At 44.3% G+C, this 17,553-nt stretch carries 13 protein-coding genes; all 13 read right to left on the reverse strand.

The features are described from left to right. Positions 1–19 precede the first annotated feature (19 nt). The 13 genes from BXO88_RS03175 to pyk all read right to left on the reverse strand — a co-directional run bounded on the left by BXO88_RS03175 (position 20) and on the right by pyk (position 17,548). Complete coding sequence (locus tag BXO88_RS03175) at positions 20–877, reverse strand: DUF3737 family protein (protein WP_330395064.1); 858 nt, start codon at positions 875–877, stop codon at positions 20–22. Positions 878–889: 12 nt separating this feature from the next. Next, positions 890–1,285 carry a MerR family transcriptional regulator gene (locus BXO88_RS03180; protein ID WP_078036324.1) on the reverse strand — a complete coding sequence of 132 codons (396 nt, stop codon included), beginning with the start codon at positions 1,283–1,285 and terminating at the stop codon, positions 890–892. A gap of 392 nt (positions 1,286–1,677) precedes the next feature. Further along, positions 1,678–2,109, reverse strand: coding sequence for a phosphatase PAP2 family protein (locus BXO88_RS03185; RefSeq protein WP_168171602.1), 432 nt, complete (start codon positions 2,107–2,109; stop codon positions 1,678–1,680). Positions 2,110–2,222: 113 nt separating this feature from the next. Further along, positions 2,223–3,701: a nitrilase-related carbon-nitrogen hydrolase gene (locus BXO88_RS03190; protein ID WP_078036326.1), complete on the reverse strand. Its 1,479-nt coding sequence runs from the start codon at positions 3,699–3,701 to the stop codon at positions 2,223–2,225. A 27-nt stretch (positions 3,702–3,728) separates the two neighbouring features. Next, complete coding sequence (locus tag BXO88_RS03195) at positions 3,729–5,450, reverse strand: carboxylesterase/lipase family protein (RefSeq protein ID WP_078036327.1); 1,722 nt, start codon at positions 5,448–5,450, stop codon at positions 3,729–3,731. Positions 5,451–5,575: 125 nt separating this feature from the next. After that, a complete protein-coding gene (locus tag BXO88_RS03200; protein ID WP_242945140.1) occupies positions 5,576–6,367 on the reverse strand; it encodes a 5'-methylthioadenosine/adenosylhomocysteine nucleosidase in 792 nt (263 codons plus the stop codon). A gap of 108 nt (positions 6,368–6,475) precedes the next feature. Next, positions 6,476–7,927, reverse strand: coding sequence for a histidine-type phosphatase (locus BXO88_RS03205; protein WP_078036328.1), 1,452 nt, complete (start codon positions 7,925–7,927; stop codon positions 6,476–6,478). Positions 7,928–8,886: 959 nt separating this feature from the next. After that, a complete protein-coding gene (locus BXO88_RS03210; RefSeq protein ID WP_078036329.1) occupies positions 8,887–10,083 on the reverse strand; it encodes a THUMP domain-containing class I SAM-dependent RNA methyltransferase in 1,197 nt (398 codons plus the stop codon). A 188-nt stretch (positions 10,084–10,271) separates the two neighbouring features. Further along, entirely contained in the window at positions 10,272–10,940 is a 669-nt protein-coding gene (locus BXO88_RS03215) for an HAAS signaling domain-containing protein (protein WP_078036330.1), read from the reverse strand. A gap of 161 nt (positions 10,941–11,101) precedes the next feature. After that, positions 11,102–12,916 carry an aspartate--tRNA ligase gene (aspS, locus tag BXO88_RS03220; RefSeq protein WP_078036331.1) on the reverse strand — a complete coding sequence of 605 codons (1,815 nt, stop codon included), beginning with the start codon at positions 12,914–12,916 and terminating at the stop codon, positions 11,102–11,104. A gap of 146 nt (positions 12,917–13,062) precedes the next feature. Then, positions 13,063–14,334 (reverse strand): histidine--tRNA ligase, encoded by a 1,272-nt coding sequence (gene hisS, locus BXO88_RS03225; protein ID WP_078036332.1) that lies wholly within the window; start codon positions 14,332–14,334, stop codon positions 13,063–13,065. A 310-nt stretch (positions 14,335–14,644) separates the two neighbouring features. Then, entirely contained in the window at positions 14,645–15,910 is a 1,266-nt protein-coding gene (locus tag BXO88_RS03230; RefSeq protein WP_078036333.1) for a diaminopimelate decarboxylase, read from the reverse strand. Positions 15,911–16,117: 207 nt separating this feature from the next. Next, positions 16,118–17,548: a pyruvate kinase gene (pyk, locus tag BXO88_RS03235; protein ID WP_078036334.1), complete on the reverse strand. Its 1,431-nt coding sequence runs from the start codon at positions 17,546–17,548 to the stop codon at positions 16,118–16,120. Positions 17,549–17,553: the final 5 nt, after the last annotated feature.

The raw sequence follows: 17,553 nt of genomic DNA on the forward strand, positions 1-17,553 counted from the left end.
TAGTTTGTCGTTTTATTTCTCAGGCACATTCCGCCTTTATATTAATCTTTATCTCACCTTTTGCCTCAGAGTCATCCATTATTATCTCTGATACTTCCGGAACAGAAATCGTTCCTGCCTTAGGGTTTTTTATACTGATGACAGGTGTCAGGACAGTTGCCTCAACCTCAGACTTTTCAAAAGCGAGATCTGTGTCTATCATCTTACAGTCAATCAGTTTAAGCCCCTTGCAATAGCATAATGGCTGAGTTCCGATTATTGTGCAGTTCTCGAAGGTAACATTCTCGCAGTACCAGGCTAGGTACTCGCCTTTTATTATGCTGTTTCTTACCACAACATTCTTTGCGTGCCAGAATGCATCCTTGGTATCAAAGTTGCAGTTCTCAAATACTGAATCAGTGATGTACTGGAAGGAGTACTTTCCTTTCAGAGTCACATTATCGAACTTGAGCCGCTCTGACCTCATCATGAAGTATTCTCCTTGAACAGTCGTGTCCTTCATCTCTATATCCTTAACAGACCAGCCAAACTCCTGTGAATTGATATCGCAGTCAAAGATTCTTATATCAGAACACTCTCTCAGGGCCTTGATGCCATAGAGATTTGTTTCTGTGATTGTTGCATTGCTTGTATACCACAGTGCTGCTCTGCACTTATCAGTCATCTCACTGCCCATGATCTTAAGGTTATCATCATGCCAGAAAGGGTATCTTAAGTTAAAAAAGCTATTATTTACCTGAACGTCTCTGCTCTCCTTTAAAGCGCTCTCTCCGTCTGCCGGTCCGTCAAATCTGCAGTTGTCCACCACAACACCATTGCTTCCATATAGAGCTCTTTCCTCATCAAAATTCCGGTCTTTATAAATCTTTATATCCATATGTTCTGCCTCTTATTTCTTTGAATCTTCGTAATCATCCCAGCTAAGAACACCGGTCTTTATAGCTTCGTCATAACGGGATATCTTGTAATTAAGTTTATCCATGGTAACCTGATACTTATCAAGATTTTCCTGAACTGCGACTCTGGCTTCCACAAGAAGATCTCTTCTGGCCTTTATCGTTGAATCTCCCTCCTGGAAAAGCTTCACATACTCGATCAGCATCTCCACAGGAACACCTGCGCTTCTCATGCACACTGCATTCTCAACCCAGCTTATGTCCTCCTCTGTATAATCCCTGTTACCTCCCTTTGTACGATGAACCTCAGGGATAACGCCCACACGCTCGTAGTACCGTAAGGTATCAGGTGTAATGTTATATTTTTCGCAAACTTCTTTGATCGTCATGGTTCTTGATCTCCTTTTCGCGGGCACATTTTTATTTTCAAATCTATTCGTGTTTTTCCTTTATATGAACTATACTTCTTAGAGTTAACTCCAAGTCAATAACTTAATAGAATTTTTATATTTCCTCAACTAAAAAAAGCAGGTGCATAGGCTGTTCAAAATAGCTTCGCACCTGCATTTTATGCATCACCTATAGTCTTACTCATGCTTTCTTGTGCATATCGAGAATATTTTCTTTACTTAAACTTCCCACATAAATAGTGGGCATCGCACCTTGAAAACTCTATATTTTAGACTAGAAAAATACAATCAAGCTATCCTTTGTCTCAGATGCTGTAGTTCTAAGTCCATTTAAGTCAGCGTTATCAGATGGAGTCAAATCCTGCTTATGGTCACCCATAGTAGTAAATGACTCCAGCCAGAACATCTGTCGGATAGTGCATGCCGACCACTATTCTGGAAATACCTACCGATAAGGTCAGGACTACCGCAATGATCCAGAGCCATTTCTTTTTTGCTTCATTTGCCAGAGGAAAGTATAGTGCAGGTATAGATGCGCTGTGCATACTGGGGAAGGAATATCCTTGAGCTGCCACATCCATAGCAGCCCCCTCCTGATCCAAAACCAGTGGCTTTAATCTGTCGGGAAATTCCATATAGGGTCTTGGCCTGAGAACTATCGATTTGATCATTGGAAGCCACATATTTACAGCTACTACGATCAATGCCAGCCTCTGCCCAACTTTCTTTTTCCAGCAAAACATCACGATCAGCACAGAGATAAGCAGACCGGTCTCCGCGCCAAGAAATGCCAGCAACTTCATAAGATTTCCAAAATTGCTGAAATTTGCCTGCATCTACTCAATTAAATCTGCTTCCCATCCCATATTATGTTTCATCCTTTCGTTCAAATATCATAGACACGAACGGAACTTTTTTAACCTAAAGCTGTCTTACTGATACTTTTTTTGATAATAAAACCACTGACTATTGCGAAGACAATATAAAGGGCGCATATCCACGGGAACCAATTGCCAGTAGCACCATAGATAGTTTGTCTGCCTTGCTTTGGAATATCAAGATAAATCATACCCGAATGTACACCCATGACATTTTGCATATGAAGCGGTCTTCCAAATACATCATAAAGTATAATGTTGCCGTTGACAGGATTTCTTAGAACTGAGAACCCACATTCGATAGCACGAGCTTGTATTCCATAGGATGTAAAGTACTGGAAGGCTTTCCAATCGTAAGATGGATTTAAAAAGATATCCGCCTCTCTGCCATTATAGGCATATTTATTCGAAGTATAATCGGCACAGATCAGATAAGTGTATTTTACGCCATCTACTTCAATGACCGGTGTTTTGCCATCGCCTCTTTCTGTATCAGGTTCTTCCACCACCGGCACAAGATGATTCTTTAGATAAGTATTTACAAGTTGACCATTACTATCTATAAAATTCAGTGTGTTCTTTTTCTTTCCATTTTCCGGTAGCCTGAGAAGAGGCAGTAATATATTGATTTTGTTTTCTTTGGCAATGTCCTGCACCTGTTCAATAAATTTTTCACTGGATGCTTCCGGACAGAAGAATGCGTCTTCCGGAAACACCAGCAGCGTAGCTCCATTTTGCACTGACTGTTTTGCTCTTCTACTGATGATATCAAAGAACGCCTGAAAGATTTTCTCTTCATCCGAGCCATCATACTGAGCAAGAATTGATTCGTCCTCAACCAATAGATTGAGGTCTTCTATACTCGCAGCAACTTTCACTGTCTGATCAGTTGTGGTGATTTTCTCAATTGTGGTCATACCTATACCTGTAACGGCAACAACAACCACTCCGTAACAGATTGCGTATATAACGGTCGCTTTACGCATTCCTTCTTCCCAGATGTAATTAGCGACAGAGGCAAACATTGTCACGATAAAGGAAACTCCAACAACACCCGTAATACTAGCGACCTGCATAAGACCCAAATTCCAGAACTGTGATACTGAAAGCGAAGTCATGACTGAAACAAACGGATTATCTATGAAGAACTCAGCTACAGCCACTGCCGCCGGAAACGCATGGTAAGCAATGATTCTCTTGGTGCCAAACTTTCTGCAAAGAAAATATACAAAGAACGGGAACCAAATCCTGATGCCATTGAAAGTGCAAAATATTTGATTCATGAGGTTGAAGCCATCTTCAACAAGCCTGTAAAAAGTTATGTTGGCAACAAGGATCATCCCAACAAGCATCAAAAGAATGGATGACCATTGGGTGCGATTGTTAATAAATCGAATCAACGGTATGGCAAATATCCAGGCACATATGCCTGTGTTAAAAATGCCATAAGAAAGCATTGTCAGGATCAGCCCCAACACCAACCAAAAATATGGATATTTCTTTTCAAATTCGTTCATGGTATCTCCTCCTCGTCTGAACCCACGTTAGCAGACTCTCTTGGACGAACCGTTCCCAAGGCGCTCTGCCCATGACATCATCAGGTCCTCACGCCTTCCGAATATATCCTTCTGCATGCCTATGGTGTCGTCAAAGACCATCGTCTGGCGGTCATCCCCCGAGAACTTCGTCCACTCGTATTTGTCGGTGGAAGGATTACCTGTCCGGGCGAAGTTGGTCCACATCTCCTTTACAACATGGCGGAACTCGCAATCCTCGGTACTAACTATCTCTCCGCTCCCCATCGGATCCGCTATGGAATTGTCAAACAGATACGGAAGCTCGGCCGAGTGCATTACGCCAAGATAGGGTGTTGTCACCGGATTCTTCATAAAGTACATATAGGTGTTGCCTCCGGCGGCAGAGTGCCTGATGGCCATATTGGTGTTGCCGGCACGGAAGTTGATGTCGTTGCAGTACTGCTCCAGCCTGCTTAATTCACTTTCGTTTACCAGAGTGGTCATGAACTCGTCGTACATGGCCTTCTCCTGAGTGTTAAGAAGCGCGCGATCCCTCTTTGCAATCCACCTCAGCGTATTTGTAAAGGCTTCTTCGCCGCCCTCGAGCGGAAGGAAGTACCTGATTTCATCCTGGGTAGACCCGATCATTAAATCAATCTTAGCCCTCTTCTCGTCTCCCCACATCTCATACATGACTGCTCGATCTTCCGGAAGGGTAACGCCGTCCAGGAGCGGGAAGTTAGCAGCTCCCAGAAGGCAGTTTGCATCAATGTCAGCTGCTTTCTGATAGGCTTCTATAAGCTCCTCTGTAGTGAGTTCCATCAGCTCGTCCATGGTCTGGCATCCCGTTACACTGAGGAAGTTCTGTGTGACGTGGATGCCGTGCTCCATCGTGTCGCAGTAGGCGATGTTGGCACTTTGTGCGATACATCTCTTGAAGAGCCCCTCGCTTCCTTCTATGAGAGGGAGGAACGTGACGCTTGCCGAGCCTGCCGACTCGCCGAAAATCGTCACGTTGTCCGGATCGCCTCCGAATCCTGATATGTTCTTCTGTATCCACCTTAATGCCTCAAGCTGGTCAAGAAGGCCAAGATTTCCTGCCTCTTTGTAGTTCTCTCCGCCCGGAACCCGCTCAAAGTTCATGAATCCCATGAAGCCGAGCCTGTAGTCGATGGACACAAACAGGATGTCGGGGTACTGTCTCGAGATGTTGGTAAGGTCGTAGAGGGGCGACGCCTGGGATTCAGCGACGAACCCGCCGCCGTGAATCCACACCATGACCGGCTTCCTGCTGTCGTTTGAACTGGTATCGCAATAAATGTTCAGCACGAGGCAGTCCTCGCCGAATTCCGCCGTTCCCTGCGAGTCGTTCACAAGCCCGATGGGAATGTGACCGGGTTTTGTGGCGTCGTACACGCCGTCATCGTCTGCGGCAGGAAGTGCCTTCTTCCAACGAAGCTCACCCACCGGCTGAGTTGCGTAAGGGATGCCTTTCCAGATGATCTGCCCGTCTGTCTCCTTGCCTAAGAAGGTACCATTGTTGCATTTGACCTCCAATGTCTGCTCATCAGCGCTGAAAGCGCCTGTAGTATGGGTGGACTCTTCTTTCATTGTTCTGTTCTCCTCAGAATCAGTTTCGGTCTCCGTCGCCGGTATAGCTGCTTCAGGCATAGATAATTGAGTGCTGCAGCACACAAGACATAAAACCATAAAACCGGAAATTACCAATGCTATAAGTTTCTTTTTCATATATCTTCTCCCTTAACATAAATGAGACCCTTGTCAAATAAAAGGAAGTTTTTTATAATCAGATAACCTTTCCTGCGTTTGAACTTTTAAAAGCCCATATTTAAAGCGGTGCTTCATGGTATCCCTCAAAGTTTTCCTACCATGTATTGAACAATCCTGGCACAGTTAATAGCAGCGTTCTCCATAAAAAGATCGTATTCCAACTCATCTGAAGTATCTGATATAGCTCGTATGATTACAAAAGGTGTTTTATTTAGATAGCAAGCCTGAGCAATAGCGCCACCCTCCATCTCACAGCACAATCCACCAAAATCAGACAGAATCTTCTCCTTTTGCTCATTACCGGAAATGAACTGATCTCCGGTGCATACCCTGCCCTCAAAAACCTGAGTCTCCGGCGTCACGCTCTTAGCCGATTCCACAGCTGTTTTACGCATTGTTTCATCTGCAGGGAATGCATAAAGACCGGTATACGGAATCTCCCCCTTCGCAAATCCTATAGCTTCCACCGTAAAGTCATGCTGTACCGCATCAACGGAAACAACAATGTCACCTAAACCAATTTGATTCTGTAGAGAGCCGGCAACGCCGGTATTTATGATCTTTTCACAGCCAAATTGGTTGATCAGTGTATTGGCACATATTCCGGCATTAACCTTACCGATTCCACATTGAACAATTACCACTTTTTTTCCTTCCAGTGTCCCTTCGCAAAATTCCATTCCTGCGACTTCTGTGATTTTCTTATTTTCAGTTATGTTTTTCAGATAACTGACTTCCTCATCCATTGCACCGATGATGCCTATACTTCCATTGGATTTTCCATCAGGGATTTGACTGCAACCAGCGGCCAGAAGAATAACCGCTAAAAGTGCCGTCATGATAAAAGTTGAAAAATTCATGCGCCATCTTTTCATCTGTTCACCGCCCTTTTTTCCATAAAACTCATTACATTAATCTCAAAGCATATGACCGTAACAGCCATTTCCTAATTTAGAAAGATCGCTAAATCCAAAGTATTATGATCAAGCTGCTTTATCCAATGTCTTTTCCGTGTACTTAGCGACAAGTTCTTCATAATCGTCTATTGTGCGGTCGAACATACCGAAAAGATCTTTTTCGGAGATCAATCCATCCTCATTGGTTTCTATGCCTTTAAAGCTAAGGTTATATCTCATCGGAGGATTATCCAGAGAAAGTACCGCTGATTCACGGATCTGCTCAGTGCTTCGGTATATCAGGTCTACACGATACCATGCCTGACCTTCATAGTCACGCCACCGCTCAAACAGGATCTTAACACCAATCGGTGTTTTCGTTTCAATACTATCGGGAAGAGTATAGGGTTTCACTCCAAGAGCACATAATGTCGTATAAACAGTGCAGTCATGTGCGCACAGGAAGCTGAATTTTCGTTTATCATTCTTAAGTTCACTCTCCAGTTCCTGAATAAGGGGATGTGTAATGCTTACTGAGACCAGCGGTGAGCCAAATTTTATTTCCTCATATTTTGTAAGTAAACCTGCGATCTCAGCCCAGTCAGACTGAGTAATGTCATGTCCGAAAGCTGCCTTTTTGACATCAGGCTCTTCATAATACTGAAGAACCAGTGCATCAGCCACCTGGCTTGCGGTCTTGATAGCTCCTGTAACATCAGGCTCTTCGTCCGCTGCCATCTTATATCCGGATCCATCAGTCAGCAGATCGCCATATTTCCCGCTCTTGTAGGCTTCACTGTCCTGCATATCGACAGTATCCATGATAAGTTTAATGGCATCCCTTGTCTCATCGGCAAGGCCATCAAACCCGGTGTCCCCGCCCATTGCTTTTACCTGTTCCATGGCATCAGAAGCAAACGTATCAGAATAGAATTTCAGGTTTGGTTTCATAAAATCCGGGAGATCATTGGAGTCAGAAGGATACTCTACTTTAATATCAGCAAGGGGAAGCATTCCTGATGCAAAGTATCTGGCTGTTGCACGGCATCGCTGCTTTTCACGGGCGTTAAAGCGTATCTCTCCTTCTTCAGGGATACTGTTTTCCCGAATAAGGCCTTCCTTATCAAGCCATTTTCTGAAGTACTGGCCCATGTTAGTTTCCTGAATGCCACCCTTAGTTGTCAGTTCACTGGATTTCGCTGTCCATTCGATCCACTGATGAGGAGTTAACTCCTGCGGAACAGATCCGTTGCTGGACAAAGGTGCACGAAGATTGTGACGGCTCAGTACGACAACCTGCTCAAGCTGATAACCTTCCGTGGCAACATCAGAGCCTTCAACTGAAACAACAGCATCCGAAACATCGATGACATCCTCTCTTTCCTGAGATTTGTTTTCTGCTGTTTCGAATTCCTCAAGTGACTCATTACTCTCTGTGTTTACATGATCTGAACCCGCAGCCGGAACAGAAACGGCTTCACAGGAAGTAAGGCAAAAAGACATGGTCAATACAAGTGTCAGGGAAACAAGTTTTTTCATAAAAATATCCTTTCTGATTTATACGAACGGCTACACATTATCCGGTATATGGCTTTCTGCCTAAGACAATGAGTGAAGATTGCCGTATCTCTTCCACTTCACGCCCTTGTCTGACATACAGAAGTAACATCCCATGGGGATCCATGCACAGTTTTTGGACATCTATTTTTGGTATTATCTGACTATATCGACACATATGTATTGTTTCTTAAACATTCAGATATATTATTTTGTAAGCATTTACGGATTATGGTAAAGAAAAAGCAGTCCACAAAGGGTCTGCTTTGTTTGTATTATATTCGCTGGTGGTCTTGTTGGATTATAGTAAGAAGTAAACTTTTCCATGGTTTTACACGCATATCGAATAATACATGATGTACATCGTTAACGATATCAAAGGGATCTGAATACTCAATAGACTGTCCGCCTAGAACATCCTCTTCCTTATAAAAACAGAAGAATTATCATATAGATAAGGATCACGCATCAAGAGGCTCCTTCATCTTGTATTTCTTATCCAGAAATCTTTTTGCATCCTCCATGGTTACTTCGCCTTTTTTTCTTTTTCAATATACTCTTTAAAGTCTTGTGTTGGTTCTAGCCCATCAACTTTTATCATTCTATTGCATAATCCCATGCTTGTTCATTAGTCATAGTGTTGTACCTCCTAGTATCGGTATATGGGTATTATCTCAAAAATGATAAACTATTGTGCATTCAATTCAGCCGTATGTTTACTCAATTTTACCTATCTGTATCATGGGCCGTAGTATTTAAGTGATTTACTTGCTTTTCTCGCTGCATTTGGTCACTATATAGTAATACTTTCTTACAGTTTCCGGCCAAATCCGGCCAATTTTTTGCCTAAATCCGGCCAAAATAAAAGTACTTCTCTAGTACCTGATAGATACTTTTGAAGTACTTTTTGATCATTTCATGGTCTCAAAACCCACGGAATTTCAAGCTTTTTTCTCGAAATCATGAGGCTTATTCTGGTTCTGCATCCTGCCTGTGTATGAATAGAAATAGGTCTTCATCATACCATTGTAGATCTTACGGTTCTTGTCAGCCTTTCCGAGATACTTCTGGGAATCCTCCCAGGCTGTTATCACATGCATTGCCCAGCTGTCGAGTCCCTGGTAAGCCTCCTTAAGCTCTGTGTAGAGCATCGGAAGATTTCTCTTGTCCTCGATACGCTCGCCGTAAGGAGGGTTGCTGATGATGTATCCGAACTTACCACTGTGGGAGAAATTCGCAACATCACGAACCTGAAGGTGGATGATCTTGTCAACACCTGCGCGCTCAGCATTCTCTCTTGCAACAGGGATAACATCAGGGTTAATGTCATAGCCCTGGATGTCTATCTTCTTTCCGGACTTTGTGACACCTGTCTCGAGAAGCTCAGTGTCAACCATTTCGTTTGCCTCGTCGAGAGCATTGTACCATACTTTCTTGTCGATGAAGTTAGTCCATGTCTCTGAAACAAAGGCTCTGTCCATTCCCGGAGCGATATTGGCTGCGATCATAGCTGCCTCGATGATAAATGTTCCTGATCCGCACATAGGATCAACGAGAGCATGCTCCTTTGTCCAGCCAGACTGCATGATGAGCGCTGCCGCCAATGTCTCTGTGATAGGCGCGAGACCCTGCTTCAGACGATAACCTCTCTTGTGAAGAGACTCTCCTGAGGTATCGAGGCATACAGTAAACTCATCCTTGTATGCAAAAACCCTGATAGGATACTTGGCACCGTGCTCCTCGAAGTTTGTGATGCCGAAGTACTCTCCCAGTCTCTTTACCATCGCCTTTTTCATGATGGACTGGATATCTCTTGTGGAGAAGAGCTTTGACTTGACTGAGCTTGCCTTGGTTACCCAGAAGCTTCCGTCCTTAGGGATGTACTCTTCCCACGGAAGTGCCTTGGTTGCCTGGAACAGTTCTTCCCAGGTCTCTGCCTTGAAGGAGCCAACCTTGAGAAGGATACGCTCAGGTGTACGCATGAAGATATTGGCACGTGCGATAGCGTCCGCATCGCCGATGAAGCCTACACGACCGTCTGTTACTGTTGTGATATCATATCCTAAATCTATAATTTCTTTTTTTGTTACTGCTTCAAGTCCAAAATGACATGGTGCAACAAGTTCAAATGTTTTCATATATTACTCCATTCCTGCATCATAGAGTGTTTGGAAGATCCTCCCACCCTCAAAGCATCATAAAAATTGTATCTACGACTTTCAAATGTACATTCGTGCAGGCACGATGTCCGCTCGAAAGCCTTTTGCAAAAAAAACGGATCTGAAGTCCCGGAAATATCCTCGGCACTTCAGACCCGTATCCGTCACTAACTCATAAAACGATATAACACCCAGGCGATGACTCCTGCTATCATCATCGGTCCGAGATAAGGAGCGATGAAATAAAGTATGCCGCCTATAATGTTTACAAGTAATTCAAGAATTAGGAAGAAGATGATCATAAATATGAGACATCCCCAGCCACTTGTGGTGAAGACATGCCCATAATTCCTTTTGCCATCCTGCGTGCGAGAACTATTATCGCCAAAAAAGCTGTTGAAAGCGGAATGCCCGTTATCATTTCTGACTCCGTCTTCCGAAAAGCTTTCCTGTTCATGACGACTTTCATTTTCATAATTCTGATCCGGAGTTTCCGAATCTGTCTTTGTTTCATATGCTCTGTTCTGATCCGTTCCGTACGCGTGGGAACGCTCATAGTCAAATGCATCTGTAAAAGGTTCTGTGTCTATAGTTCCTCTGATCTCTTCGTCCTGATTGGCAACAGGATCACCTGCAGCTTCAGCAGTATCGATAATGGTCTTTGCCAGAAGTCTGGGAGAACCAAGTTCTGCCACTACTTCAGCTTCGCTTCTGCCCTTCTGAACTTCACCGCTTATATAGTTGTCATAGTAAGCAAGCTGGTCAAAAATCAACTGATCGGAAACCATAAGCTTCAGCTGTACGGTAAGATCATGGAGGAATTGTTCTTTTGTCACGTAAGTACCTCTCTCTCGAGTATTAGTCACTAGATAGAATAAACCGAGACCTGCATACTATGCAAGTCTCGGTGACAAAATTCAGATAAAATTCACAATGAATAACAGAATCGTGATGATCTAAATCCGGAAACATTGGCATCATAAGGATATGAAATACCTTAGTTCTCCTCGCCGGTAGGCTCTTCATCAGGTACTACTGCAATTCCGAGATCAACGAGCTGCTGCTCATCGAATACAGGTGCAGGTGCCTCCATCATAGGATCTGAACCATCCTTAACCTTAGGGAAGGCGATAACATCACGGATAGTATCGGATCCAACCATCCACATGGCGAGACGGTCGAGACCGTATGCAAGACCTGCGTGAGGCGGTACACCATACTTGAATGCCTGCATAAGGAATCCAAACTGCTCCGACGCCTTCTCAGGTGTGAAGCCAAGCTTCTCAAGCATCTTCTCCTGAACATCAGCCTGGTGAATACGAACAGAACCGCCGCCCAGCTCAGTACCATTAAGAACGATGTCATAAGCCTTGGCACGTACTGCACCCTGATCTGTGTCAACAAGAGGAAGATCCTCATCCATAGGCATAGTGAACGGATGGTGCATAGCCTGGAATCTGCCAAGCTCCTCTGACCACTCGAACATAGGGAACTCTGTAACCCAGAGGAACTTCCATGCTGTACGGTCGATGAGGTCGAGATCTGAACCAAGCTCGAGACGAAGTGCACCGAGGGAATTCCATACAGTTGTCTTCTTTGTATCGGATACGAACATAAGGAGGTCGCCGGCCTGTCCGCCCATAGCCGAAACGAGAGCCTTAAGCTCCTCTTCTGTCATGAACTTTGCAAATGATGACTTGTATGTGCCATCCTCATTGATAGCGAGATAAGCAAGGCCCTTTGACCCATAACCCTTAACGAACTCTGTGTACTTATCGATCTGCTTACGAGGCATCTTGGCCTGTCCCTTGACATTGAGACCCTTGATAACTCCGCCATCCTTCGCACAGTTTGCAAATACTGAGAAACCGCAGTCCTTAACAACCTCGGTCACATCCTGAAGAAGCATGTCAAAACGCATATCAGGCTTATCTGAACCGTAGTTGTTCATGGCATCTATCCACTTCATACGGCGGATAGGAAGCTCGATATCTACATTACAGATCTCCTTGAAAATATACTTAAGGAGTCTCTCGTTTACTTCGATAACATCATCAACATCTACAAAAGAAAGCTCCATATCCACCTGTGTGAACTCAGGCTGACGGTCAGCACGGAGGTCCTCGTCACGATAGCATCTTGCAAGCTGGAAGTAACGGTCGAAACCGGATACCATGAGAAGCTGCTTGAGAAGCTGAGGTGACTGTGGCAACGCATAGAAAGAGCCGTGGTGCATACGTGAAGGTACGAGGAAATCTCTAGCTCCCTCAGGTGTTGACTTGATAAGAGTAGGTGTCTCGATCTCGAGGAAACCGTTATCCATCATGAACTTACGGATGAGGAAAGCAAGCTTTGCTCTTGTCATGATGCGCTGTGCAAGCTCAGGACGGCGGAGATCCAGATATCTGTACTTGAGACGAACGTTCTCATTTGTGGCGATACCGTCCTCGATCGGGAATGGTGGAGTCTCAGACTCGGCAAGGATACGAAGCGATCTTGCTGAGATCTCGATGGAACCTGTCTTCATCTCCTTGTTGGCGTCCTTTCCACGGGAACGAACGATACCGGTAACTGCGATAACGAACTCTGAACGAAGCTTTGCAGCCTTCTCGAATACATCGCTTCCGCAATCAGCCTCTTCAAAAATTATCTGTAAAACGCCGGAACGATCACGAAGATCTGTGAAGATAAGACCACCCTTGTTTCTGGACTTCTGAACCCAGCCCATCATGGTCACTTCTTTTCCGATAAATGATTCATCAAGTTCTGTACATCTGCATGTTCTGTGCAGACCTTTCATTGACTCTGCCATAAGAAATACCTCTTAATATTCATTGGCTTTCGAATAAAAGAAAGCCTTAGTATATGATGATACAAGGGATAAAGCCCACACAGCATATGCTATATGCTGTGTATATATAGCTCCCTCATAAGATTTTGTTGTTATCTGTATCTGAATTAATTCAATGCGTCCTGATAGAACTCCCTGAACTCTGTGTAACCTTCCTCTGTGAGCTGCTCCTTCTGGAACTTCTTGTTTTTGTTCATACGGGAAACAAGAACAGTCTCACCCTTGAGACGGAGTGACATAGCCTCATTGAGAGCCTTCGAAGTCTTCTCTGCATCAAGATTCTTATCAAGAAGGAATGCTATCTTCTTTCCTTCACCCGGAACCTTCTCGTCAGCATCAAGCATGATGGTGATGATACGCTCAAAACCGATGGAGAAACCGACTGCAGGAGTATCCTGACCTGTGAACTTTCCTACCATCTTATCGTATCTTCCGCCGCCGCCTACAGAGCCGCTGAAGCCCTCTGCACGGATCTCGAAAATAGGACCTGTGTAGTAGCCCATACCGCGTACAAGTGTAGGGTCGAACTCTACATTGACCTTAACACTGTCAACCTTTGCAACAGCCTCTACGATCTCTGCAAGATTACCTGTGACTCTCTCAGGAAGAACTTCCTTAAGCTTCTCTCCCAATGAGCGTATATCCTGAGACTTTGTACCGATACCTGCAAGAAGCTCCTGATACTTATCGATAACGGCTTCCTCGTATCCAAGTGAAAGGAGCTCTTCCTTTACACCCTCGTTTCCGATCTTGTCTGCCTTATCGAGACTGATACATACCTTCTCGAAATCCTCCTCAGGGAAGCCTGCGTATGCCTGCATACCACGAAGGATCTCACGATCATTGATAACGATCTTGAAGTTGTACTTCTCACCGAAACCTATACGGTTAAGCAGTGTAGAGATGGCGAGGATAAGCTCTATCTCGGAAACATTGGAACCATCGCCAAAGATATCTATATCACACTGCACGAACTCTCTGAAACGTCCCTTCTGAGGACGGTCTGCTCTGAATACAGGTCCGATCTGAAGTGCCTTGAAAGGACTCGGAAGCTGTGCCTGATTCTGGGAATAAAAACGGCTTAAAGGTAAAGTGAGGTCATATCTCAGTCCTGAATCACTGAGGTCATCGAGGCTGCCGTTCTGATATGCAGATTCCAGCTTGTCACCGCGCTTCATAACCTTGAATATAAGCTTCTCATTATCGCCGCCCTGCTTGCTGAGGAGGTTCTCGATATGCTCAACTACCGGAGTCTCGATCTCTGTAAAACCAAACTCACGATAAGTCTTTCTGATCTCGCTGAGAACATACTGTCTGAGTTCCATTTCACGAGGGAGAATGTCCTTCATTCCTGTGACAGGTTTCTTCTTTAATGCCATTTTTAATACCTCTAAAAATAAATTTACACGGTTGATTATTATAACAATATTCCATAACGACTTCAAGACCTCCGCATACGAGTTTTGACCCATTTACACAGGTCTTGAAGTCCTCTGTCATACTACAGAATGGCAGATTTCACTGCTAACACATTCTTTCTTACATACAATCGAGTAGAGAAAAGTACCCTACTCGATTCCGCGTTGGCCGTCCTATGTCCTCTCGAGCCAGCCCTGCGCCCGCATGACGGCCTTGTCGCAAAAAAAGAAGCACCTGAAATCCAAAATGATTTCAGGTGCTTCTTCTATATCAGAGATACTTCTTCATAGTGTCGTCTATATCAAGTGTAGCGAAGTAATCTGCCGGAGTCTGTGCACGGCGGATAAGCTTCACTGAGCCGTCTTCCCTGAGGAGAAGTTCACTGGACCAGAGCTTTCCGTTGTAGTTATAACCCATGGAAAATCCATGAGCTCCGGCATCATGGATGAAGAGATAATCCCCCTTCTGAAGCTCCGGAAGCTCACGATCGATTGCGAACTTATCGTTATTCTCACAGAGCGAACCTACTACATCATAGGTCTTGTCACAGGCCGCATCTTCCTTTCCCAGAACTGTGATATGGTGATATGCACCATACATGGCAGGTCTCATGAGGTTAACTGCACATGCATCTACTCCTGCATACTCCTTATAAGTATGCTTGAAATGGATCACCTTTGTGATAAGTGCTCCGAAAGGACCTGTCATAAAACGTCCCATCTCTGTATAGATACTTATGTTTCCGAGTCCGTTAGGAACGAGGATCTCATCAAATTCACGGTGTACACCTGCGCCGATCTCCTCTATATCATTTCCTGTCTGATCAGGCTTATAAGGGATACCTACTCCTCCTGAAAGATTTATGAAGTCCAGAGAAACTCCGGTCTCTTCCTTGATTCTTACCGCAAGCTCGAAAAGCTGTCTGGCAAGTGTAGGATAATAGTCATTTGTAACTGTGTTGGATGCGAGGAAAGAATGCATACCAAAATGCTTTACTCCCTTTTCCTTAAGGATACGGTATCCCTCGATGATCTGATCTGTGGTAAGACCGTACTTTGCATCCTGTGGATTATCCATGATTGTGTTGGCGATGGTGAAATATCCGCCCGGATTATAACGGAGTGACAGAGTCTCAGGCAGATAACCTAGAGTCTCTTCCAGCTCCTCTATATTTGTAAAATCATCGAGATTGATTATGCCACCAATCTTCTCACAGAACTTATATTCACTGAGTGGTGTTTCGTTGGAGGAGAACATAATCTCATGACCTGAAAATCCACATGCATCAGACATCTGAAGCTCTGTAAGTGAACTGCAGTCTGTTCCACAGCCCTCTTCTCTGAGTATCTTGAGGATCGTGGGATTCGGGCATGCCTTTACGGCAAAATACTCTTTAAATCCCTTATTCCATCCGAAAGCCTTATGAACTTTTCTGGCATTTTCTCTTATGCCTTTCTCGTCATAAAGATAAAAAGGAGTGTCGTAGGTCTCGTTTATTTTCTTAACCTGCTCAAGTGTTGCATATGGTGTTTTCATTGTTTTCCTCCTCAAAAACTTTAAAAATAAAACCCCACAAATATATATTTGTGAGGTCTTTATCCTCATCATGATGATATATCATCTGAAAATTGTGAACGCCTTCACGCGTCACTCAATGATGATACACCGCACTCTCATTGTGTGCAATGAATTTCATCTTTACATGATATACCATCTTGATGAATTTGAGAAATAATTTTTTGTTTATGCTCCCATTACTCGCATGATATTTGTTGCAGTAACAGGCTGATTACGTGTAAGTCTTGAAAGGATTCCGGCTGTGATTACACAAAGGTCGCCCTTCTCAACGATTCCGCGGTTACGAAGCTCATCCATTGAATTCTCGAAAAGCTCGTCAGTTGTATCTGATCTTCTCGCCCAGATCGGAGTTACACCCCATAGAAGCATCATCTGTCTGACTGTTGCCTGACTTGGAGACATGGAATAGATAGGTGTTGCAGGACGATACTTTGAGATAAGTCTCGCTGTTGAGCCCGTGAGTGAAGGAACGATAAGTGCCTTTGCCTGAAGCTCTGAAGCAGTTGTTACGGAAGCGGCACAAACTGCGTTTGAGATATTGGCATAGGTGTTGCTGTCAACTCTGCGTTCCTTGTACATATTGTAATCAAGGAACTGCTCTGTGTACTCAACAATGGAAGCCATCATCTCGAGAGCCTCTACAGGATACTTGCCCGCAGCTGTCTCTCCTGAAAGCATAACCGCATCTGTTCCGTTATATACAGCGTTGGCAACGTCTGTAACCTCGGCTCTTGTAGGACGAGGGTTACGAATCATGGAATCAAGCATCTGAGTTGCTGTGATTACAAGCTTTCCTGCGTAGTTTGCCTTGTTGATCATCTCCTTCTGAAGCTGAGGAAGGCGCTTTGCCTCAACCTCAACGCCGAGATCACCACGGGCTACCATGATACCGTCAGCAGCCTCAATGATAGCATCAAGGTTATCAAGTCCCTCCTGAGACTCGATCTTTGCGATGATCTTCATGGTTGAACCTGCATTGTCGATGATCTCACGGATCTCGCGGATAGTCTCAGCATTACGAACGAAGGAAGCTGCTACGAAATCAAAGCCCACCTCGATACCGAACTTGATGTCCTCGATATCCTTTTCTGTAAGACCGGGAAGGCGAATGCTTACATTAGGAACATTTACACCCTTCTTTTCTCCGAGCTCACCGCCGTTTGTGACTTCACAATGAATATCCGTACCGTCTACGCTCTTAACCTTAAGTCCGATAAGACCGTCATCAATGAGGATAACACTTCCCTCTGAAACATCTTCGTTAAGACCGTCGTAGTTTATGTAAACCTTATCCTTTGTTCCCACGCACTCTACTGTTGTAAGGATAATCTCGTTACCAGCCTCAAGAGTAACCTTCTTATGATCCTCAAGCTCACCTGTACGGATCTCAGGGCCCTTTGTATCGAGAAGTGCTGCGATCTCACGTCCGCTGTCCTTACGCGCTTCCTTAAGAAGTGCAAGTCTTTCGAGATGCTCCTTATGACTTCCGTGAGAGAAGTTGAAACGGGCAACATCCATATTATCAGCAAGCTTTCTCAAAATTGTATAATCATTCTCATTGGGTCCGAGTGTACATACGATCTTAGTTTTTCTCATTAATT

It is taken from the genome of Oribacterium sp. C9 (assembly GCF_002007235.1).
In the GTDB taxonomy this organism is placed as follows: Bacteria; Bacillota; Clostridia; order Lachnospirales; family Lachnospiraceae; genus Oribacterium.